This is a genomic window from Sorangium sp. So ce302 (assembly GCF_051530145.1).
Lineage (GTDB): Bacteria > Myxococcota_A > Polyangia > Polyangiales > Polyangiaceae > Sorangium > Sorangium cellulosum_B.
Genome location: NZ_CP150326.1, coordinates 395,106 through 416,712 on the forward strand (window position 1 = coordinate 395,106; position 21,607 = coordinate 416,712).

Genomic DNA, 21,607 nt, shown 5'->3' on the forward strand with positions numbered 1-21,607 from the left:
CCTGCTCCACGACAAGGGCTGGGGCGTGCCCAGGGACCCGAAGAAGGCGCGCGAGACCGCGCAGCTCGGGTGCGATCGAGGCGATCGCGAGGCGTGCGGGTGGCTGAAGAACCCCGCGCTCCACACCCCGAAATGGGTGAAGGAGCGCGAGCAGCGGCTGGCGAAGCGCAAGGCGCGCGGCGCCGCGACCAAGGAGCCGAGATGAGCGCGGCAGAGCGAGCGCGGCAGGCAGGGCGCGCGCACCAGCGCGAACCGCAGATCGAGGGGCTCACGATCGAGCGCTACGCGGAGGTGATGGCCTATCGCCGCCACTTCCCCGCGGCGCGCGCGACCGAGGTGCTGCTCCGGCTCGGCATCCAGCCGGCGCGCTGGGATGCGGCGACGCGCGGCTGGGGCACGGCGATGAGCAGCGCGCTCGCCCGCGACGAGCCGGAGATCCTGACGCGCTTTGCGAAGGCCCTCGCGACCCAGGAGCGGCGACTTCGCGAGTTCCCGCCGCGCATCGAGTCACTCGGCGAGCCCGTGGCCCAGCAGGGGGACATCGACGGCGCGCGCGCGTTCGAGGGCGAGCGCGCGGCGGAGCGGCCGTCGTACCTGCGCGACGAGGCCGCGAGCGCGCCCCGGGAGGCCGCGAGCGCGCCGTGGCCCGCTCCGCCCGCGGAGCCGGCGCCCGGCGCGCTGCGGAACCTCCACGGGACCGCCGAGATGAGCCGGTTCGTCCCCCGGCCCGCGCTGCCCTTCCAGGAGCTCGATCCGGCGCGCGAGCCCAGCAAGAAGCGCTGATCCCGAGATGGGTTCTCTTCTTGGCGCCCTCGGTGCGCTTGGCGGCTGATCTGCCCTCGACGCGGAGCCAGGCACCGCCACCGGGCCAATGAAGGGGACCGGACAGGGGATTCGCAACACCCTGTGTCGCCTCGGCCAGGAGTACAACCATCCGCGGTCGACGCCCTCCGTCGAAGGGGAAAGCACCTCGCAGATCCAGTCCGGGGCGAGCGCGAAGTACGCCGCGTCGGGCATCTCGGGCATGCGTTCGCGGCGCCAGCCGGCGAGATCGGGCACGAGCGCGTCGAGCTCGCCCGGCGCGCCCGGGTCGGGGAAGCGCAGCTCGGGCTCGTCGATGATGTGCCAGCCGCCGGGCCCTCCGTCGCCCAGGTCGAACGGTCCGCCCAGCTCGATGCCCAGCCTGGACGACGCCCGTGCATGTCGCGGTGCCGGCCGGGGGAACACGTGCAGGGTGCCGCTGACGAGCTCTGCCACCTGGTGCGACGGAACGGCTTCGAGGTCGGCGTACGTGGCGCGGCGCTGTTTCTCGGCGGCTTGGCCCATAGGGGCCAGGTCTGCCCGGGGGCGCACAGCGGGGCAAGGCGGCAAGGCGCAGGGTCGGGTCGGCGCGCCGGCCGGCTCGCTCATTGCGCCACGAGGTCTCCTGTCGAGCGCGGCGCGACCTCGTAGGTCGTCTCGTATTGCGCGGCGAGGCCGGTCACCGTGATGTCCTGATCGATCGCGAGCGACGCCGTGTCGATGACAGGTTGCCCGTCCACGATATGCACGAAGACCTGGATCTCGCCCGAGCCGTCGTCGATGTATACCTTGAAGCCGTAGGGCTGGTCGTCCTCCACGGCCTTGGTCACGCTGCCGCTGACGCGCACCAGCAGGCCCTCGACGGGCTCTCTGACCTCGCCGGTCATCACGTCCTTCGGTTCCACGGAGCCGGTCCCATCGAGCTCCGTGACGGAGGCCGCCTCGGCGTTGAGCACCGTCTGCTGGGCCGTCTGCCCGAGCTTCCCCGTGACGCGCACCCTGGTGCCGAGGCCGACATCGAGCGCCTCGGGCAGGCTCACGTAGATGCCCCCGGTGCTGTCCTGCAGGGCGAAGCCCTGCTCGCCGGTCGCCGAGGTGAATGTGCCGGGCGCCACGGTCACTACGCCGTCGACCGTCGCCGTGGAGCCTTCGGCCAGGCCGCGGGCTTCGGAGATGGCGACCGCGACCTCTTCGCCCAACGCGGCAGGCGACTCTTCGTCAGAGCTGCAGGCCATCGTCGCGAGGACGCTGGTGGCGAGGGCGATCGAGACGATGCTGCGAGTCGAAAGGGTCGTGCGCATTCCCCGTCCCTAGCCGTGCTGCCCCCCGCGGACAAGGCATGGCTCCGGAGCGCTGGATGTCGTCTCCAGGCCATCGCTTCGTCGCCATCACGCGATCCGCAGAACCGCGTGTTCCGTCTCGCCTGTCCTCAACGCGGATCCTCGTGAACCACGACGTGGAACGCGCCGGCGGCGATCCCGAGCGACGTTCTCGTCCCTACTCAAAGCGCCGCTCAGGAGCACGCCGGTGCCGCGGGGCGACGCCCTCCGGATCAGCCAGGGATCAGGCGCGCAGGCGCGTGCCCCGGGCTCAGACCCTCCTACAAACGGGGCTCGGTATCCGGTTCCGCCTCGCTTCTTGGCACCAGCCCCCGTCGATTCTGTGACGATCCCAAGAATCCCCCGCAATTCTAAGCATGAGCCCTCTCTCTCCCCTCCCGCCTCCTTCCGCCGACCTGGTCCAGCACAGCACCTGGACGTCCATGCACGCCACCGCCGTTCACGTCCTCCCGGGGATGCTCCGCTACCTCGGCGTCGCCGAGGACGACATCGACGACCTGTCCCAGGAGGTCCTCCTGGGTGCCTACACCAGCCTCCCCCGGTACAACCCCGCCTATCCCGCCGCGCGCGGCTCTGCCTCACTGCCGCCGGCCGCCTCGCCGCTTCTCCACGACTTCGTGTCCGCCGTGCCAGGCGCCGCCGCGGACACCGCCCAGGAGCAGCGGGAGCAGGACGACCCGGCGTCGCTCCCTCGGCCGGCGCCGCGCGATCCCTCTCGGCCATCGCGCCCGCACGGCCTCGGCCCGCGCTGGCGAGCCGAGTCCAGCTGGCTCTTCGGGATCGCCTGGCGAAAGGTCCGGCGCCATCTGGAGCGCACCTACCGACGCCTCGAGGTGCCGGTGGGCCTCGCGGACGAGGCGTACTTCGAGGGCGCCGACGTCGCGCCGAGCAGCGAGCAGCGCATCGCCACGAACCAGCGGATCGCGATCGCGACCCGCCTGCTGGCGACGATCGCGCCCGAACGGCGCGCCATCCTGATCATGGCCGACATGGTCGAGATCCCGGTGCGCGAGATCGCGCGCTCCCTCGAGCTCAACGAGAACACCGCTTCGAGTCGGCTGCGCCTGGCGCGTGAAGACTTCCGCGCCGCCGTGAAGCGCCTGCGCTCCGAGGAGCAGCGCGCGCTCCGGTCGGGCCTGCTCATGGTCCCGCTCTTCTCCCTCGCCTCCTCGCGCTCCGCCGTCGCGTCGCCGGCCGTCCACTCCGGCGCATCCGCCGCCGTCGAGACGAACGCGCCCGCGACCCGTCCCGAGCTCCCGAGCGATCTCGGACCCCAGGACCTCGCAGATCGACCCGGGCGCGCCGCTCGCCTCGGACGCCTGCTCGCCCGGTTCATCCGCCCGGCGCTGGCGTTGGCGACGGCAGGCGTCGGTGGCGCCGCGTTGTTCGCCGCGCTCGCGCCAGCGCCGGCCCTCTGGGCCCGCCACCTGGGCCCGATCGCGACACCGCTCCTCCTCTCGCGTGCCGTCCACCCCGATGTGCGACCGGAGACGGGTCCCGGTGAAAGGCCGCGCTCCGATGCGGCGCGCTCCGACGCGATCTCAGAGAAGGAAGCTCCACGCCCGCGCGCGCCCACGCCCGAGCGGGCAAGTGTCTTCCGCCAGCGCAAGCGCGCCGCGCCGGAGCAGCGCGCTCCCTCCGACCAGGATCGAGAGCTGCTCGCCGACGAGCTGCAGCTGCTCGACGCCGCCAGGCTGGCGCTGCTGCGGAGCGACAGGGCGACCGCGCTGGAGCGCATCGCCGCCCACGAGCGACGGTTCCCCGAGGGGCAGCTCAAGCTGATGCGCGAGCGCCTGCGAACGAAGGCGGCGGCGGCGCAGGCGACGCCGGCCGGCGGCGCGGCGGGGCAGAAGCTTCCGTGACCGCACGGACGAGGCACGTGCGTCGGACATCGCACGACGAGAGCACGAGCATGAAGCGGGCGGCCCACGCAGCGCTCGCCTCGATGGCCGCGGCCGCGATCTCGGGCGTCGGGGCCGCACCGGTCCGGGCCGAGCCCACGGCCACGCCGCTCCGGGTGCGGATCGAGTTCATCCGCGGGCCAGGCGCCGAGGATTGCCCGGACGAGCCGTTCCTGCGCGCAGAGACGGCCCGGGCGATGGGAGGGGTCGACCCCTATGATGCGGAGGCTCCGTTCACGATGACGGCGTCCATCGAGCGCCGGCACGGCAAGCTCGCGGCATCGCTGTTCCTCCGCGATGGCGACGGTCATGGACGCTGGGCCGACGGGTTCAGCGCGCGCGACGACTGCAAGGTGCTCGTCACCGCCATGGCCGTGTCGATCGCCTTGCTGCTCGACGACGCCTCCGAGCTCCCCGCACCACCGGCCGCGCCAGCGAAACCGGCTTCGCCGCCCGCGCCGCCCGAGGAGCCCTGCTCGCCGGACCGGCCCTGCCCGCCGAAGCCGGCCCCTGCGCCATCACCCCCGCGCGCGGCGCCCCGGAGCAGCGCGCCGCCGGTTGCGGGGGAGCGCTTCCGCTGGGTGGCCGGCCTGGGTGCGGTGACGGGCCTCGGGATGACGCCCGGTCTCGCCGCTGGGCCGGCGCTGTCCGTCGGGGCACGCTGGCCAGCGTGGTCGGTCGCGCTGGAGGTCCGTGCGCTCGCTTCGCTGCCGAAGACAATCGACAAGGTTCCCATGGCGGTGTCTCTTCTGACGACGAACGCTGCGCTATGCCATCATCGGCAGATTCTTTTCGCCTGCGGTCTCTCGGAGTTCGGGAGGCTTCGTGCTTCTCCCGACGTCCCCTTGGGTGGAGCGTCGCGGCTGAATCTTCGCGCTGGGCTTGGTGCACGAATCGGCATCGACTGGCCCTTCTCCGAGAGCTTCTCGGCGAGCGGATACACCGACGTCGTACAGAGCCTGATCGACACGGCGATCGATCGTCATCCAGGTGCTCCTGGATCTGAGCGCGCCCTGTGGAGCGCACCGAACGCCTCTGTGGCGTTCGGGCTAGGTGTACACGCGAGTTTTTGAGCGATCCGGTAACAAAACGAACGGAAACGGAAACGGCGCCGTAAATGCGTGAATAGCCAAGTGGTGATGAGAAAAATGCTCGGATCCGTGAATGCGCTGGGGCTGATGGTGCAGCATCGTGAATGGGCCTCTTGCGCCGTAGGCCCGCGGTCAGGTAGGTTCACAGCGATGCGCAAGTTTTACTTGGCTCTCTCAGGCCTGCTGTTGTGCATTGGTTGTGAACAAGAGCCGATTGTGATCACGGGTCCCTGTCTGCCCGAAGAGATCGAGCACAATCTGTCCGGTTGCGGCGTATTGCGCGACGCCGGAGCGGACGGCGGCCAGGGCGGCGCCGGTGGCCAAGGCGTGGCCGGCGGTGAGGCCAGCGCCGGCGGTCAGGGCGGCGCCGGCGGTCAGGGCGGCGCCGGCGGCGACATGCACAGCTCGCTGTGCTCTGGCCAGTGCACCCCGCCTGCGCCGCTCGGCTGGTTCGGCCCGGCGCTGCTCTGGTTCGGCCCGGCCGAGGCCGTCCCCGACTGCCCCGCCGACGCGCCCACGCTCGGCTACGAAGGCTTCGCCGATCTCCAGCAGCCGCCGATGGACTGCGCGATCTGCGCGTGCGATCCGCCCGAGGCCTCGTGCGCGCTCCCCACTGGCTGGGCGGCATCCTCGTCCGCCTCGTGCCCCGGCGATGAGCCGGGCACCGTGATGACCTCGTTCGCCGCGCCCGACGGCTGGGACGGCGCGTGCACCGCGGCGAACCCGATCCCCGAAGATCAGCTCTGCGACGGCGAGCCCTGCGTGCAGTCGCTCACGATCGCGGCGCCCTCGGTCACGATCGGCGCGTGCGCGCCGCGCCTCGACGCCCCGCCGCCTGTCCCCAGGCTCGATCCGTGGGCGACGCGGGCCAGGGCGTGTCTCGCCGGCGCATACACCGCGTGCAAGGACGCGACGACATGCGTGCCAGCCGCGCCGTCGGGCTTCCTGACGTGCGTCTACCACGAGGGCGGCGACGCCGGCTGTCCGGAGGGGTACGCCGTCAGGCACGTCTTCTTCGAGGACGTGATCGACGGCCGCGAGTGCACCCCGTGCGGCTGCGGCGATCCGACCGGCGCCTCGTGCACCCTCATGGCGTCCGTGTTCCGCGACGCCGCCTGCACGGACCTGCTCGCGTCGAGCCTCGTCAGCTCTAGCGTCCCGTTCTGCGTCGTGACGCCTCCCGGCGTCGGCCTGGGAAGCAAGTCGGCCGTGATCGCGGATGTCGAGCCGGGCGCGTGCGCGCCGCACGGTGGCGAGCCCGTGGGCGAACTGCAGGCGAGCGCGCCATCCACCTTCTGCTGCACGGCCTGACTGGCTCCTTCCCGGAAGTCCTCTCGCAAGGGCACATCGCGTCCGCGCCGCCCCTCAGCCCCTCGTCCCCGCCCTCCGCGGCAGCCGCGCCGTGAACGTCGTCCCCCGCTCCGCCTGGCTCGCCACCTCGATCGCCCCGCCGTGCGCCCGCGCGATCTGATGCGCGATGAACAGCCCGAGCCCCAGCCCGCGCCCCGCGCTCGCTCGCCCCTCCGCGGGCGACGCCTGCTGCCACGGCTCGAACAGCGTCGCCAGCCGCTCCGGCGCGATCTCCGGCCCCTCGTTGTGCACCTCGATCAGCACGTCGCCCCCGCGCGGCCGGATCGCCACCCGCACGGCGCTCCCGGGCTCGGCGTGGTCGACCGCGTTCTGCACGAGGTTCGTCACCATCTGGGCGATCCGCTCGGGATCCCACAGCCCCGCGCCGCTCCCCCGCAGATCGAGCCGGATCGGCACCCCCGCGCGCGTCGCCCGGAGCTCGTCGATCGCCCCCTTGCAGAGGACATGGAGGTTCCCCGGCCTCCGCGCGATCGGGATGCTGTCGCCGAAGCAGCTCCGGGTCAGATCGAGCAGGTCGTCGATCGTCCGCGCCATGCGGCGCGCGCTCGCCGCGATCCCCTCGACGCTCGTCGCCTGGCGCGGCGTCAGGTTGCCGTGGCGCACCAGCGTGCTCGACGCCAGCGTGACCGCCGTGAGCGGCGTGCGCAGGTAATGGCTGAGCGCGGCCAGGAATCGATCGCGAAACGCGAGATCGTCCAGCCGCGCAGCCTCCGCCCGCTTGCGATCGGAGATGTCGATCGCCGTGCCGATCATCCGGACGCTGCGCCCGGTCGCGTCGAAGAAGGTGCGCCCCTGCACGCAGACCCAGCGCTCGATCCCGTCGCGGATCCCCACGAGGCGGTACTCGATGCTGTACTCGCCGCCGCTCTCCGGGGCCTGTGAGCGCAGCACGGCCTCCTGCACGCGCGCGCGATCGTCCGGGTGGATCGCCGAAAGGAAGAGCTCGTAATCGACGTCCGACGCCGGCTCCAGCCCGCACACCTCCCGGCAGCGGTCGTCCCAGCGCAGCTTGCCGATCACCGTGTCGTAATCCCAGACGCCGACGCCGCCGGCCTGCGTCGCGAGCCGCAGGCGCGCGCCGCTGTCCTCGAGCGCGGCGCGCGTCGCCCGCTCGATCTCGAGGGCGCTCGTCCACATGCTCGCGTCCACCACCGCGTGGAGGACCTGCGCTTCCCCCGCCCCGAGCGCGATGCCCTGGGCGACGCACTCCTCGAGCAGCGCAGCCCGGAGGTGCGATAGCTCCCGCAGCGCCGCCTCGATGCAGCGGCCCCGCGTGACGCAGCGGCGCGCGTGGTCCTCGACCCGCTCGTACGCGCCGCGGAGCGCCGCGTCCTCGCCGACGAGCCGGCTCGCCGCGAGCGCCTCGATGAGGTGCTCGAGCAGCGCCGGCGCCGCGTCGACGAGCACCGGGCGCTCGCCCCGCCGCGGCGCCGGCGCCCTGGGATCGTCGAGCACCCGGCGCGTCCAGCGATCGAGCACGTCGCGCTTGCAGCTGCGGAGCCGGGAGGCAGCGGAGGTCTTTGCTAGGGGGCCGGCGTCATCCATCGCCACAAAGCGAGCGCTCGCCGGCGCGGATGTCACGTGAGGACACCCCCTGATTGGCGCGTAAGTGACCGTCACCGGGCGCGACGTCTCCGCCCTCGGCCCGCCGGCGCATAAGGCCCCGGCCGATCGGCGTCTGCCGCGCCCCGGCGCTAGCACCACTGTGTCACGACCGGGCGGGATGAGCCGAAGCTGCCTCAGGAATCTCCCGGAAAGCGGGAGCCTTTCTGCGGACCGGAGCGTGCCGCCCGATGGGCGCGACGCAGCCTGAAGTACCGTGGAGTACACGATGGACGCTGCCGCTCAGCGGCGGCTGGACGCCTACTTCTCGGATATCGGGCCCATCCTGGCCCATCCGCTGCGGCGCGAGTCGTTCGCGATCTACGCGATGGGGCTGCTCGGCGAGGCGGAGCGCAAGAGCATCGAGCCGCTCGCTGCCCGAGCCTGCCGACTTCGAATTGTACCTACCTCGGAGCTGGGCCGAGGAGCCGGCGCGACGGCGCGAGGCCCGCATTCCTGCGGCCGTGCAGTACAAGAGCAAGATCGACTTCGCGCTCGGCATGATCGAGCGCGCCGTGCGCGAGGGGATCCCCGGCGACATCGTGCTCGCCGACTCTTTCTACGGCAACGCCCATGAGTTCCGGGAGACTGTGCGGCTGCTCGGGCTCGACTACGCCGTGGGGATCGATGCCCGTCGCCGAGGCGCAGGACCTCGATCCCGGTCGGGCGGAGCCCCGGTGCGCCATGACATGTCACGTGACATCGCCCCGGTGCGCCATGACATGTCACGTGACATCGCCCCGGTGCGCCGTGACATCTCGTGGCTCCTCTGCCATCTGAGCCGGCTGACACCGCGGCGGCGGCCCGCGAGGTCTCTCCCCGGGCGCCATGGGCTGGCGGAAAAGCAGATGTAGGCGCCTGGTACGTACGTTGCCTTGCGTTCCAGCGCTCTCGGAAGGGCGACGCCATCTCGACGACTCATCCACGCACAGAAGAGGTGGTGTTCGCTCCGCGGCTCGCGGTGCCATGGCTCCGACGGCGAGGCGCTCCGGCCGTATGCAGAGGAGAAGGCGTGTGGTCATCCATCCGGGTCAGTCCCGTCGGGGGACGACGGCGAGGTACTGAGAATGATGAAGATCGATAGGCTCTGGTTCGCCATGCTCGCGGCGGCGCTCGCTGGCTGTGCCTCCGAGACCGGGGAGCTCGAAGGCCCCGGCGCGCTGGGCACGGAGGAGCTGCTCACGTCCGAGTCCCCCCTGACCAGCGGCTTCGCCGGGCAGCTGTCCAACCTCGTCGCTCGCTGGAGGCTGAACGGAACCACCATCTGCTCCGCGGTGGTCATCCCGGACTCCGTCGGCCCCACGATCGATACAGGCTGGGCCATTACGGCCAGCCATTGCGTCGTGGATACGGATCCGACCCTCTACTCGGTGGTCACCAACAACGGCTTCCCCTCGAACGTCGACAAGCTCTACTGGCATCCGCTTGCCGAATCGAACCTCGGCACCGTCAACAACTACGGTTCGGTCGACATCGTGTTCGCTCGCCTCGCGAGCCCCTCGCCCTTGATCGCTGACGTGAGCTTCGAGATGCTCCGAGCGAACAGGGACGTGTTCCAGGAGAGCGCGAGGATGAACGGGACCTGGACGTTCTCGAGGGACACCGGGCACGTCTCGCCGGACCCGACGTACGAATCTCGGATCCTGGTGGACGGCATCACGTCTGAACCGGGCGACTCCGGCGGCCCCATCTGGTACAGCGCAGACCCGAACAACGGAAGCACCCTCGAGGGAATTCACCTAGGGAGCGGCCATGCGATCCACACGTCCAGCTTCGGCGAGTGGCTCCTGAACGCGATGGCATGCGGGCCGTTCGACACGAGCGAGCCCGACGCCGCCTTCTGCACCCCCCAGTGCAAGTGCGGCGCCGGAGAGGGCGACTGCGACTCCGACGCCGATTGCAAGGCCGGGCTCGTCTGTGGCCAGAACATCGGCGACCTCGCGGGCCTGCCCGCCAGCTACGACCTGTGCGTCGAGCCTGGTACCCGCCAGTCGAGCAGCACGAGCGGGTACTGCGCCTCGGTCGGCGGCTGCCAGCTCTACGAGGGGGACTGCGACACGCACGACGACTGCCGGGATGACCTGGTCTGCCGCCCGGACGTCGGGTTCGCCATCGGCGAGCCCAACTGGGTCGACGTGTGCGATCTGCCGCGAATGCCGGGCACCAAGGCCTACAACGACAGCAAGGATCCCGTCTCGGGCAGGTGCACGGTGGATGAGCCGTGCGCGCTCGGGGACGGCGATTGCAATCCCAGCAATCACGCGACATGCCGCGGCAACCTGAAGTGCAAGGAGAACGTCGGCCAGCAGTTCGGCTTCCCGGGCAACGACGTCGACGTCTGCGTCCACCCGGACTTCTACTAGCTCTGCTGTTCGGGAGGCGGGGGTTCCAGACGCACGCCACCAGCAGGCCCACGTTCGCGGATAGGAAACCTGGCGGGCGGAACTAGAACGCGCCCAGCACCCCGACCCCGCCGCCCTCCGGGCCGAGGAGCGGCACGATGCGCGCGTGCGCCCGCGCCGGCGAGCCCTGCCGTGCCCCCGCGGCGCTCGCGCCCTCCGCCCTCGATGGGCCCGAGGTCAGCACGAGGACCGCCCCCGCGGCGAGCGCGGCGACGCCCACGCCGACGCCGATCGTGGACACGAGCGCCTTGGTCTCCGCCGCGTTGATCTCCTTGCGACCTTCCGGCGTACACCGCTTCTCCGGACAGAGCGCTTCGTCCTTTTCCGCGTCGCTCGCTTGCCCCGCGGCGAGGATGCCGAACACCGCGCCGACGCCGAGCACCGCCACGCCGGCGCCCCCGATCACGAAGCCCGCGGTCTGCAGGCCGCGCCCGCCGCTGCGGCCGCCGACGGTGCCGCCGGCCGGCGGCGCCTGCGGCCCGGCGGGCTTGCTCGTGGGCGCCACCGGCAGGAGCTTCGGGATGGCGATCGCCTTCAGATCGGCGCTCTCGCCGACCTGGACGGTCGTCGACCAGACCGTGTAGCCGCTCGCCGTCGCCTCGACCTCGTGCGCCCCGGGATCGATCGGGATCGGCGTGCCGAGCGCGGCCGCGGGGATGTCGCCGCCGTCGACGCGGACCAGAAGGCCGGGCGTGTTCTCCGCGTTGAGCTGGATCTTCGAGAGCCTCGGCTCCAGGGCGTCGATGTGCTCCTGCGCGAACGCCTCCCGCGCGGCGTTGCCCTCCTTCTTCGAGGCGAAGAGCGCCTCCTTGAACTGCCCCCACGCCGTCGCCGTCTTGCCGAGCCCCTCGTTGCACAGGGCCAGGTTGAGCAGCGTCCCCGTGCCGGGCCGCAGGCGCTGGCTCTCGGCCAGCTTGGGGCACGCCTGCGCGTACGACTTCGCCTCCATCAGGCGGCGCCCCTCCTCGAACAACGTCTGGGCGAGCGTCGGATCGCCGCCCGCGCCCTGCGCGGCGGCGCCCGAGGGCGCGAACAGGGCGGCCGAGCCGAGCACGACCGCGGCGAGGGCGAGGCGGGCGCGACGGAGCGCGCGGGGGGCATGGACTGTCGAGGGGATCATGGCTGTGGGCTCAGTGCGGATCGTTCAGGTCGATGCCCTTCGGAGGGCGCTGCGTCGTCGTGGCTTGCGACGGGCGGGCGGCCGGCGTGGTGCGCCCCGCAGGCGAGCCGCCCCGGGCGGCGGTGGGCGCCGTCCTCGGCGACGCCGCGGGGGAGCTCGCGGCCGCCGCGGCGTTCGGCGCGGGGGCGCTCGCGGCTGCGGAGGCGCTCGCCGCCGCTGCGTCAGCCGTGGTCGCTGCGTCGGCTGCCGCTCCTGTCGGTCGGATCGTCGGCCCGTCCGCCGTCGTCGTCCCGGCGCCAGGCGCGGGCTGCTCGGGGGTCGGCGCCGGCGCAGGCGCGGCGGTCTCCGTCGCGCTCACGGCGACCGTCGGCGCCGCCGCCGTGCCCTCCGTCCCGTCGGCGCCGCCCCGGCGGAGCACGTAGACGCTGCCGACGATGAGCCCCAGGAGGAGGGTCGCGGAGATCAGCGCGATCGCGAGGATCGCGGAAGGGGAGACCGATAGCCCAGGGATCCGGCGCCCGTCCGACGAGATCCCGAGGTGGGTCGACGACGCGAAGGTCGCGGCGGCGCGGGAGCTCATCGGCGCGCTGTACGGACCGGGGACGATGTGCTGCTGCGGCGTGGGCGCCGGGAAGCCGTTCGGCGGGATCGGGCTCGGCCTGCCGTCGTCGGCAGGGCGAGGCCCGAAGGCGCCGTTGCCCGGCGACGGGGAGTGCGAAAACGGCGACGATGGATGGGGGTAAGGCGTCGAGGCGTGGGCGACGGGCGACGGCGCCTGCGAGAACGGCGTCCCGTGGGGGAGCGGCGTCGGCGGGCGCGGCTGCGCGGTGTCGTGCTGCCAGGCGGGATGCGAGGTGGGCCCCGGCCACGACGGCTCGCGAGCGGCCGGGCCAGGGATCCTCGAGTCCACCCCAGCGAACGACGGCTGTGACGCGCGCTGGCCGCCGGGGATCGCGGCGTGCAGCGACAGGCCGCCCATGCGCGCGATCCGGGCCAGGGTCGTGTACGTGCGCGCGGGCGCGAACGGCGCGAGCGACACGATGAGCTCGGCGACCGACGCATGCCGGTGCTCGCGCTCGCGGGCGTACGCCTTCTCCAGCACGGCCGCGAGCGCGGCGGGCACGTCGGGGCGGATCTCCCGCAGCGGCGTCGGCGTGCCTGTCAGCACCTCCGCGCAGAGCTGCGGCAGGGTCTCCGCGAAGTACGGCTGCCTGCCGGCGAGCAGCTCGTAGAGCGAGACGCCGAGCGCATAGATGTCCGTCCGGTGATCCACCGAGCGCGTCTGCCGCATCTGCTCCGGCGACATGTACAGGGCCGAGCCCAGCGCCGCGTCCGTGCCCGTCAGGACGTCGACCGCGCCGGTCGCCATCTTGGAGATGCCGAAGTCGAGCACCTTGACGAGCGGCGAGCCGTCGACGCGCGCCGTCAGGAACAGGTTCGCCGGCTTGAGATCGCGGTGGACGATGCCGAGCCCGTGGGCCTCGACGATCGCCTCGCTGCCCTGCGCGATGTAATCGATCGCGTCCTCGATGCCGAGCACGCCTTGATCGCGGAGCAGGCGCGCCAGGTCGCTCCCGATCAGGAACTCCATGACCATGTAGGGAGCGCCGTTCTCGAGCGTGCCGACGTCCGAAACACGGGCGACGTGCTCGCTCTTGATCTTCATGCCGGCCTTCGCCTCGCGGAGGAAGCGGGCCGACCCCTCCGGGTGCTCGGTGAACGCGGGGAGCAGGAACTTCAGGGCGACCCGCTCGTCGAGCACGATGTGGCGGGCCTCGACGACCACACCCATGCCGCCCTGGCCGATGACCCGCTCCACGCGGTACTTGCCGGCGAGCACCGTCCCCGGCTCGACCGGGGGCAGCGAGGGCTGTTTCGTCTCCGAACCCGACACTGCCGGCGATGATCACCGCTTCGCCCTCGGACGGCAAGCGTGGGCGGCGCCGGTGTCGGGGCGCGGCGTGGCGAGGCGGACAGAACGGCGCCAACGGCGCCGCAGCACGCTGTTTTTGTGCCGCCGCACGGTCGCCTCGTCACGCGGCTCGCGCCGTCGCGAGGCCGCGTCGCTGTGCGGTCGCTCCGTCATACGCTCGCGTCGCTGTGCGGTCGCTCCGTCATACGCTCGCGTCGCTGTGCGGTCGCGTTGCGCCACGATCGCCGTCGGACGCTCGTGGTATCGCGTCCGCGCGCCGCGGTGCGCTCGCGTTCACGCACCGTCACGCGCTCGCGCCGCGACGCGCTCGCCCGCCGCACGCTCGCGCCCACGCGCCGCCACGCCGTCGATCCCTGGCCGAATCGTCCTCGAAACGATCTCGCAGCGCCCTTCACGCGCGTCACGGAAGGCGAGACGGAAGGGGGCACTTCTGGTTGGATAGGGCCACCCCCGGAGACAAACCACCGTGCGCCTGCTCATCCAGCACCGGACCCGTTACAATTATCCCCGCCCCGCCTCGCTCGGCCCGCAGCTCATCCGGCTGCGGCCCGCGACGCACGCGAAGGCGAAGATCGAGTCGTACAGCCTGAAGATCGACCCGCCGATCGCGGCGCGCTGGCAGCAGGACCCGTATGGCAACCACGTCGCGCGGGTGCTCTTGCCCGCGGGCGAGCGCGTCCCTCACTTCGACGTCCTGGTCGAGCTCGCGGTCAGCGTGCGCCCCGTGAACCCGTTCGACTTCTTCCTCGACGAGCGCGCGAAGGAGGTCCCGTTCGCGTATCCGGCCGAGCTCAAGCAGGACCTGGCCCCCTTCCTCGACAGCGCCGACCCCTCGTTCGCCCGCGGTCCGCTGCTCGACGAGTTCCTCGCCGGGCTACCCTCGAAGGGCGACACCGTGTCGCTCCTCGTCGCGCTGAACACCGCCGTGAACCGGCGCATCAAGTACGTCATCCGCGAGGAGGCCGGCATCTGGACGCCGGAGGAGACGCTCGCGCAAGGGCGCGGCAGCTGCCGCGACTCGGCGGTGCTGCTCATCGCGGCGCTCCGGTCGCGCGGGCTCGCCGCGCGCTTCGTGAGCGGCTACCTCGTGCAGCTCACGGACGAGGGGATGATCCCCGACCAGCCGCGCGGCGTGAGCCGCGACGTCGTCGACCTGCACGCGTGGGCCGAGGTCTACCTCCCGGGCGCAGGCTGGATCGGCCTCGACGCGACGAGCGGCCTGCTCTGCGGCGAAGGCCACATCCCGCTCGCCTGCACCGCCTCGCCCGCGCTCGCGGCGCCGGTCGAGGGCACGAGCGACACGCGCGCGACCGACGTGACCTTCGAGATGAAGGTCGGGCGGCTCGGCCACGAGCCGAGGCCCACCACGCCCTACGAGGAGCCCGTGTGGCAGGAGCTCCTGTCCGTGGCGGATCGCGCGGACGAGCGGCTCGCCGCCGCGGGCTTCTCCCTGACGATGGGCGGCGAGCCGACGTTCAACTCGCGCGAGTACCCGGACGCGCCCGAGTGGTGCGAGGGCGCGCTCGGCCCGACGAAGTGGTCGCAAGGGCTCCGGCTCGCGCACGAGCTCCGGCGCCGGATCACGCCGGGCGGCGTCCTGCTGCTCCGCGCCGGCAAGCACTACCCCGGCGAGAGCCTGCCCCGCTGGGCGCTCGAGATCATCGGCCGGCGCGACGGCGTCCCGATCTGGACCGAGATGTCCCAGGCGCGCCACGCCGATCCGGCGACCAGCGCGTCGCGCGGGCGCGGCGTCGAGCTCTCGCGGAAGTTCGCCGACGCGCTCGCGACCCGGCTCGGGCTGGCCGACTTCCTGATGCCGGCCCTCGAGGACCCCTGGCGCCACCTCCAGGACGAGGCGAGCCTGCCCACCGATGTCGACCCGCTCAAGGCGAACCTCGACGACCCGGAGGAGCGGCGGCGCCTCGCGCGGGTCCTCGATCGCGGGCTCGGGCGCGAGGTCGGCTTCGTCCTGCCCCTCGCGCGCCAGTGGGGGTCGTGGATCAGCGAGCGCTGGGGCTTCCGGCGCGGGCACCTCTTCCTGCTCCCGGGCGACAGCTCCATCGGCCTGCGCCTCCCGCTCCGCTCGCTCGTCGCGGTGGCCCCGCCGCCGCCGATCGAGGAGCTCGTGTCGCCGCAGGACCCGCGGCGCGGCGAGATCGAGGCCGACGAGGGGGAAGAGCGACAGCGCCGCGTCCAGCTCCTGGACGGCGACGGCGACCCGGAGCACGCCGAGACGGCGCGCGCGCGCGCGGCCCAGCGGCACGCCCCCGAGGACAAGCGCGCCCAGCGCGCCGCGCCCGCCGCGGGGCGATCGGGCTACGGCGTGCGCACGGCGCTCTGCGTCGAGACGCGCGACGGCATCGTCCATGTCTTCCTGCCGCCGCTCCTCTCGCCGGCCGACTTCTTCGAGCTCATCGCCGCGATCGACGCGACCCGGCAGGAGACGGGCATCGACGTGCTGCTCGAGGGGTACCCGCCCCCGGCCGGCGCCAACGTGCTTCGTTTCTCGGTGACGCCGGACCCGGGCGTGCTCGAGGTGAACCTGCCGCCCTCCGACGGGGTGCGCGCGTACGCGTCGCTCCTCGAGACGGTGTTCGACGCGTCGCTCCACACCGGCCTGCACTGCGAAAAATACCTGGTCGACGGGCGCATGGCGGGGAGCGGGGGCGGCCATCACCTCACGTTCGGCGGCCCGACGCCGCTCTCGAGCCCCTTCCTGCGCCGGCCGGATCTCCTGGCCAGCCTGCTCACGTTCAACCAGCACCACCCGTCGCTCTCGTACATGTTCGCCGGCCTCTTCGTCGGCCCGACGTCGCAGGCGCCGCGCGTGGACGAGGCGCGCCACGAGAACCTCTACGAGCTGGAGATCGCGCTCTCGCGCGCGTTCGAGCGCCGGCAGAGCGAGCCGGCGTGGCTCTCGGACCTCCTGTTCCGCCACCTGCTCGTGGACATGACGGGCAACACGCACCGCGCCGAGGTGAGCATCGACAAGCTGTTCGATCCGCAGACGGCGCACGGCCGGCAGGGGCTCATCGAGCTGCGCGCCTTCGAGATGCCGCCGCACTTCCGGATGGCGGTCGCCCAGGCGCTCCTCGTCCGCACGCTCCTCGCCTCGTTCGCCGAGGAGCCGTACACGGGCCGGCTCGTGCGCTGGGGCCAGGCGCTGCACGACCGCTTCCTCCTGCCGTACTACCTGTGGCGCGACTTCGAGGACGTGCTCGATCACCTGAAGCAGCGCGGGCTCGCCCTGCCCGCGGACGCGTACCGGCCGTTCATCGAGCTGCGCTGCCCGGTGGTGGGCACGCTGCACGCCGGCGACGTGGTGCTGGAGGTGCGCAACGCGATCGAGCCATGGAACGTGCTCGGCGAGGAGCTGACGACGACGGGCACGTCGCGCTACGTGGACTCGTCGATGGAGCGCATCGAGGTGCGCGTGCAGGGGCTCACGCCGGAGCGCCACACGGTGCTCGTGAACGGCCACGTGCTGCCGCTCCGGCCGACGGGGACGGCGGGCGAGCACGTGGGCGGCGTGCGGTTCCGCGCCTGGGCGCCGCCGCACAGCCTGCACGCGCACATCGGCATCCACCACCCGGTCCACATCGACATCCTGGACACGTGGGGCAAGCGCTCGATCGGCGCGTGCGCCTATCACGTGTGGCACCCCGAGGGCCGCGCCTTCGACGGCGCGCCGCTCACGCGGTTCGAGGCGTCGGCGCGGCGCGCGCAGCGGTTCACGATCGAGGGGCCGACGCCCTGGCCGGTGACCGCGAAGCAGGCGATCGCGCACGGGGACGCGCCCTACACGCTGGATCTGCGGCGCTACGCCGTGGACCGGCCGCCGCCCAAGCCGCAGAAGGCCGAGGACGAGGGGTGAGCTGCGGGGCCGCGCTCCGGTGAGATCCTGCGCGGCCGGAGGCTCACCTGGACGGAGGTCCGGGGCTCACGGTCGAGCCGGGTGTGACACTTTGGCCCAGCGCGCACGCCCCGCGCGCTGCGCGGAAAATCCCGGCGCCCATCGCGCCGAGCGCCGCCATGGCCTCCTCCGCTGTGGCGATTTGCCTTCTCGCGGGATCCCCCACGTCCGCCGGCCGGGGCGCTCGGGTGACCCGGAGCTCCGGCGCCGAGCTCGCTTTGCGCGGCATAACGGCTCTCCAGGTCCGCGGCCCAACGGGTGAGTCGCGCCAGAACAGCGATTGGTACGCCCCCTGCTTGAGTGTTCGATGTCCCCTGCATCGCATGCGGACAGTACACCACGAAGGAGGACAACCCATGTTGCGCAAGGTGCTCGCAGTGCTCTTGGTCTCCACGATTCCCCTGGCCGCCGGCTGTTTCGTCGACTCGGACGACGACAAGGACGAAGGCGAGGACGACTGCATCACGGCGTGTTCGACGGATCGAGACGATTGCATCGCGGCGTGCGACGACGACGGCGATTGCGTCGCGGCGTGCGAAGAAGATCACGATTGCGACTCGCTCTGCATCTGAGCGCGCCGCGCCGTCGCTGGTTCAGTGATGTCGCCCGGCCAGGCGCCGCGAGAGCCTGGCCGCGAGCGGCGGGCGCGTCCGGATCATGTGGCGCATCGGCCGGATCCCGGAGGGAAAGGCGGCCTCGGCGAGCGAGGGCATGAGCGCCTCGTCGACGTTCTTGAGGGCGACCACGCGCTCTTCCCTGCGCTCGATCCAGATGAGCTCGCCGTCGCCGGCGCGCCCGAGCCGCGGCTCGTCGCCGGCGATCGGCGAGCCGTCGTAGAGCTGCCACAGCGCGGCCTCGACGCCCGCCGCGGCGCCGGCGTCGTCCCACGCCGACGCCCACGCCGTGCCGATCGCGTCCGTCTTCCGATCGCGCACGAACAGGGCGCGATCGCCGTCCCAGGCCGCGGCCAGGGCGCGCATGTCGCCGAGATCGGGCGCGCCCTCGAGCGGGCGCAGGAGCAGGTAGGTGAGCCACTCACCGAGGGTGTCCCAGTCGAGCCGCTCGAGCCGGTCGTCGAGCGTGGACGGGATCTCATCCAGGCCGGCGCCGACCTCGGGGTCCTGGGCGTCGAGGGCGAGGATCTGCTGGGTGCTCGCGGGCGCCCGCGTCGTGAAGAGCGCGTCCTCGCTCGACCAGTCGAACGGCGGGAGCCTGTCGATGACGGGCGTCACCGCGCTCGCGCCGGTCAGGTTGTGGGCGCAGTACTCGAGCCCGAAGCTGTAAGCGAACGATGGATACGCCATGAACAAGAGGGGGAGCTCGCTGCCGGCGAGGAGCTCCTCCCGGCGCGCATGCACCGAGGACAGGAGCGGGCCCCAGTCCACGAGGTGCAGATCGGCGTCGAGGTGCTCCTGCATGATGAAGCGCCCCTCCGCGAGCGTCGCGTCGCCCTCGGTGACCGCCCGCTGCGCGAGGAACGCGTCGCTCGTCAGCGCGTCGTCCTGGTCCGGCGCCAGGTCGAAATGCTGATCCTGGAGCCCGTGCACATACTCGTGGATGAGAACAGAGTCGTCCACCTCGCCGATGAGCACGATGCCGTTGCTCTCGGGAGAGTACCACGCAGCGGCCCAGTCCCCCGAGCGAGCCAGCGTCTCCCGAAGGTCCGCGTCGACGGCGAAGTAGCCGAGCCGGCCGTAGGTCGCGGCCATCTCCGCGAGATCGTCCTCCTCGGCGGCGGCCGCGGCCGCCTCCTGGTCCGCCTCGAACTCGTCCCGCGTGATCGTGACGACCGGCACGACGTGGCGGAACGACAGCTCGCGCACCTGCTCGGCGCGCTTCGCGAGCCGGGCGAAGCGGCGCTCCTCCTCGGATGGCTCGTCGCTGCAGCCGGCGATCGTCGGGATGACGGACAGCCCCACGAGAAGAGCGATGCCACCGAAGAATCGGTTCATGGTGGGCGGGCGCATAGCACCGCATGTGCCGGGCTCCTCGTCGCGGCGTTCCCGGCCGATCCAGGCGATCCGAAGGCGCCCCCGCCCGCGCGTGGCGCGCGCGGCGGGGCGGCGCAGCGCGCGCCGTTGTGCGCTTGCGCAAACGGTCGCGCGATTGCGCAATGGGCCGTCCGCTCGACGCGCCGCCGCCCCCGGGATGCCGGCGCGCAGCCCGCCGCTGCGGTCCGTCCCGGCGGGCGACGCATGGCCGGAAGGGGAGGGAATCAGGCCGCCGAGAGGTGGTGGCGCGCGAGGAGGTCGTTCTGGAGCCAGAGCAGCTTGTTGAACGCGCGGAGGGTGCGCACCTCGGCTTCCCGGTCGAGGCCCAGCGACAGGATGGTCTGGAGCAGGGCGTCCGACACGAAGCCCATGAGCGCGTTCATCTGCACGAGCGGGACGACGACCTCGGGATTGCCGGCCTTCGCGGTGTGGATCTTCCCCACCATGTCGAGGTAGGCGACCATCTTCGGATCATACGGGTGGGTCACGAGCCGGACGAGGTAGGTTGAGAGGTGCTGCTTGCGGAACTTGATCTGCTCGTGGTCCAGCGTGAGCGACGCGAGGTCGGCCGGGGGCGCCCCCTCGTAGCCATGCTGCTTCGGCACGAAGTGGCGCTTCGTTGCGTCGTAGAGGAACAGCTTCTCGTACACCGCGTTGACGAGCGCCTCGACCCGCGGGGCGAGGTGCGGCGCGGCGCCGTGGATCGCCGCGATGTCCGCCTCGCCGAAGCCGACAAACTCGATGAGGTACCCGAACCGATACTCGAGATCTGACTCCAGACGGCTCTCGTCGACGTGTTTCATCACGACGGTTCTCCTCCGCGTCTTCGCCGGCGGCGTGCCGCGAGACAACGCAGGGTGAAGACACCGGACCAGCTGTCGCCTGTCAAGCCTTGAGGTGACAGGCCGCGGCGGTACCGCGCGACAGGGGCGCGCGCCGTCTGCTCGATCACGTCCATCACGTCGATCACGTCCATCACGTCCATCACGTCCATCACGTCGATCACGTCCATCCACGTCGATCGCCCAGAGATGTCTGCCGCCGTGTCCGCTCGGGAGCGCCCGGCGGGGATCCGACGGCGCGCGCTGCTCGCTGGTCGCCGCGCCGGTGTTGGTAGGGGGAGCTCCGATCCGGAGAGCAGGCGGCCACCGATGGCTGGGCTGCGCCGCCGCCCTTATGGCCAGGGTTCGGTGGGAGCGCGTTCGGCCTCTCACCGCAGCGCAGCGTCAGGAGGAGGTTATGCAGAACACTGGACCGACAGCGGATCCGAAAGGCGCGGGCCCGAAGCCGCCTTTCGAGGGCAAGACACAGGAGCGTCCCGGAATCGAAGCCAAGATGGAGCCGAGGCCCGATTACGGCGAGTCGTCGTACAAGGGGCTCGGCCGGCTGAAGGACCGCATCGCGCTGATCACCGGAGGGGACAGCGGGATCGGCCGCGCCGTCGCGCTCGCGTTCGCCCGCGAGGGGGCCCACGTGGCGATCTCCTACCTGAGCGAGCACGAGGACGCGAAGGAGACGGCGCGGGTCATCAAGGAGGCCGGGCGCGAGGCGCTCACGCTATCCGGCGACCTGGCCGACGAGGCCCATTGCCGGAAGGTGGTCGAGGAGGTGGCGCGTAAATTCGGGCGCATCGATGTCCTGGTGAACAACGCGGCGGAGCAGGGCAAGGCCGTCGAGCGGTTCGAGGACTTCGACGCAGCGCGCCTCGAGCGCACCTTCCGCGTCAACATCCTGGCCATGTTCCACATGATCCGGTACGCGCTGCCGCACATGAAGGAAGGCGGCTCGATCATCAACGTCGCCTCGATCCAGGCGTACCAGCCGAGCCCGGATATCCTCGATTACGCGTCCACGAAGGGAGCGATCGTCACCTTCAGCAAGGGCCTGGCGCAGGACCTCATCGAGCGTGGCATCCGCGTCAACGTCGTGGCGCCCGGGCCCGTGTGGACGCCGCTCATCCAGCAATCGTTCGACAAGGAGAAGGTGGCCACCTTCGGCAAGAATCATCCAATGGAGCGCCCGGCGCAGCCGGCCGAGCTCGCCCCGGCGTTCGTGTTCCTTGCCTCGAACGAGGCGAGCTACGTCAACGGCGAGGTCCTCGGCGTAACCGGCGGCAAACCGCTCTCTTGAGGGGCTCACCCG

Annotated in this window: 17 protein-coding genes and 1 pseudogene; 10 read left to right on the forward strand and 8 right to left on the reverse strand. The window is 72.0% G+C overall.

The window, feature by feature from the left end; all coding sequences use genetic code 11:
• Positions 1–25 precede the first annotated feature (25 nt).
• Both WME73_RS01515 and WME73_RS01520 read left to right on the forward strand, forming a co-directional pair.
• Positions 26–205 carry a hypothetical protein gene (locus tag WME73_RS01515; RefSeq protein ID WP_437914534.1) on the forward strand — a complete coding sequence of 60 codons (180 nt, stop codon included), beginning with the start codon at positions 26–28 and terminating at the stop codon, positions 203–205.
• Positions 202–783: a hypothetical protein gene (locus WME73_RS01520; protein WP_437917539.1), complete on the forward strand. Its 582-nt coding sequence runs from the start codon at positions 202–204 to the stop codon at positions 781–783. The genes WME73_RS01515 and WME73_RS01520 overlap by 4 nt, the downstream gene beginning before the upstream one ends.
• 153 nt (positions 784–936) lie before the next feature.
• Here the strand turns inward: WME73_RS01520 and WME73_RS01525 are convergent.
• A pseudogene (locus WME73_RS01525) lies at positions 937–1,326 on the reverse strand (Uma2 family endonuclease); the annotation flags it as partial.
• 80 nt (positions 1,327–1,406) lie between these two features.
• The gene (locus WME73_RS01530; RefSeq protein ID WP_437914535.1) at positions 1,407–2,102 is read right to left on the reverse strand and encodes a DNA-binding protein; all 696 of its coding nucleotides are present in this window, start codon (positions 2,100–2,102) and stop codon (positions 1,407–1,409) included.
• 395 nt (positions 2,103–2,497) lie between these two features.
• Between WME73_RS01530 and WME73_RS01535 the strand changes: the two genes are divergently transcribed.
• From WME73_RS01535 to WME73_RS01545, 3 genes are all read left to right on the forward strand, one after another.
• Complete coding sequence (locus WME73_RS01535; RefSeq protein WP_437914536.1) at positions 2,498–4,003, forward strand: RNA polymerase sigma factor; 1,506 nt, start codon at positions 2,498–2,500, stop codon at positions 4,001–4,003.
• Between the two features lie 17 nt (positions 4,004–4,020).
• Entirely contained in the window at positions 4,021–5,115 is a 1,095-nt protein-coding gene (locus tag WME73_RS01540; RefSeq protein WP_437914537.1) for a hypothetical protein, read from the forward strand.
• A 234-nt stretch (positions 5,116–5,349) separates the two neighbouring features.
• Complete coding sequence (locus tag WME73_RS01545) at positions 5,350–6,444, forward strand: hypothetical protein (protein ID WP_437914538.1); 1,095 nt, start codon at positions 5,350–5,352, stop codon at positions 6,442–6,444.
• A gap of 54 nt (positions 6,445–6,498) precedes the next feature.
• Here the strand turns inward: WME73_RS01545 and WME73_RS01550 are convergent, their stop codons facing one another.
• The gene (locus tag WME73_RS01550; RefSeq protein WP_437914539.1) at positions 6,499–8,049 is read right to left on the reverse strand and encodes an ATP-binding protein; all 1,551 of its coding nucleotides are present in this window, start codon (positions 8,047–8,049) and stop codon (positions 6,499–6,501) included.
• Between the two features lie 248 nt (positions 8,050–8,297).
• On the opposite strand from WME73_RS01550, the gene WME73_RS01555 reads away from it, so the two are divergent.
• On the forward strand, positions 8,298–8,960 hold the full coding sequence (locus WME73_RS01555) for a transposase (RefSeq protein WP_437914540.1): 663 nt from the start codon (positions 8,298–8,300) through the stop codon (positions 8,958–8,960).
• A gap of 213 nt (positions 8,961–9,173) precedes the next feature.
• Positions 9,174–10,469, forward strand: coding sequence for a hypothetical protein (locus WME73_RS01560; protein WP_437914541.1), 1,296 nt, complete (start codon positions 9,174–9,176; stop codon positions 10,467–10,469).
• Positions 10,470–10,551: 82 nt separating this feature from the next.
• Here WME73_RS01560 and WME73_RS01565 read toward each other — a convergent pair whose 3' ends face one another.
• Positions 10,552–11,628: a hypothetical protein gene (locus WME73_RS01565; RefSeq protein ID WP_437914542.1), complete on the reverse strand. Its 1,077-nt coding sequence runs from the start codon at positions 11,626–11,628 to the stop codon at positions 10,552–10,554.
• Between the two features lie 10 nt (positions 11,629–11,638).
• Positions 11,639–13,522: a serine/threonine protein kinase gene (locus WME73_RS01570; RefSeq protein ID WP_437914543.1), complete on the reverse strand. Its 1,884-nt coding sequence runs from the start codon at positions 13,520–13,522 to the stop codon at positions 11,639–11,641.
• A gap of 505 nt (positions 13,523–14,027) precedes the next feature.
• On the opposite strand from WME73_RS01570, the gene WME73_RS01575 reads away from it, so the two are divergent.
• Positions 14,028–17,435, forward strand: coding sequence for a DUF2126 domain-containing protein (locus WME73_RS01575; protein WP_437914544.1), 3,408 nt, complete (start codon positions 14,028–14,030; stop codon positions 17,433–17,435).
• Between the two features lie 395 nt (positions 17,436–17,830).
• The gene (locus WME73_RS01580) at positions 17,831–18,046 is read left to right on the forward strand and encodes a hypothetical protein (protein ID WP_437743806.1); all 216 of its coding nucleotides are present in this window, start codon (positions 17,831–17,833) and stop codon (positions 18,044–18,046) included.
• 21 nt (positions 18,047–18,067) lie between these two features.
• Here the strand turns inward: WME73_RS01580 and WME73_RS01585 are convergent, their stop codons facing one another.
• From WME73_RS01585 to WME73_RS01595, 3 genes are all read right to left on the reverse strand, one after another.
• Positions 18,068–19,426 (reverse strand): hypothetical protein, encoded by a 1,359-nt coding sequence (locus WME73_RS01585; protein ID WP_437914545.1) that lies wholly within the window; start codon positions 19,424–19,426, stop codon positions 18,068–18,070.
• 263 nt (positions 19,427–19,689) lie between these two features.
• Positions 19,690–20,268, reverse strand: a complete 579-nt coding sequence (locus tag WME73_RS01590) for a protoglobin family protein (protein ID WP_437860538.1) — start codon at positions 20,266–20,268, stop codon at positions 19,690–19,692.
• Positions 20,268–20,477, reverse strand: a complete 210-nt coding sequence (locus WME73_RS01595) for a hypothetical protein (protein ID WP_437914546.1) — start codon at positions 20,475–20,477, stop codon at positions 20,268–20,270. The genes WME73_RS01590 and WME73_RS01595 overlap by 1 nt, the downstream gene beginning before the upstream one ends.
• Before the next feature lie 227 nt (positions 20,478–20,704).
• Between WME73_RS01595 and WME73_RS01600 the strand changes: the two genes are divergently transcribed.
• A complete protein-coding gene (locus WME73_RS01600; RefSeq protein ID WP_437914547.1) occupies positions 20,705–21,595 on the forward strand; it encodes an SDR family oxidoreductase in 891 nt (296 codons plus the stop codon).
• Positions 21,596–21,607 lie beyond the last annotated feature (12 nt).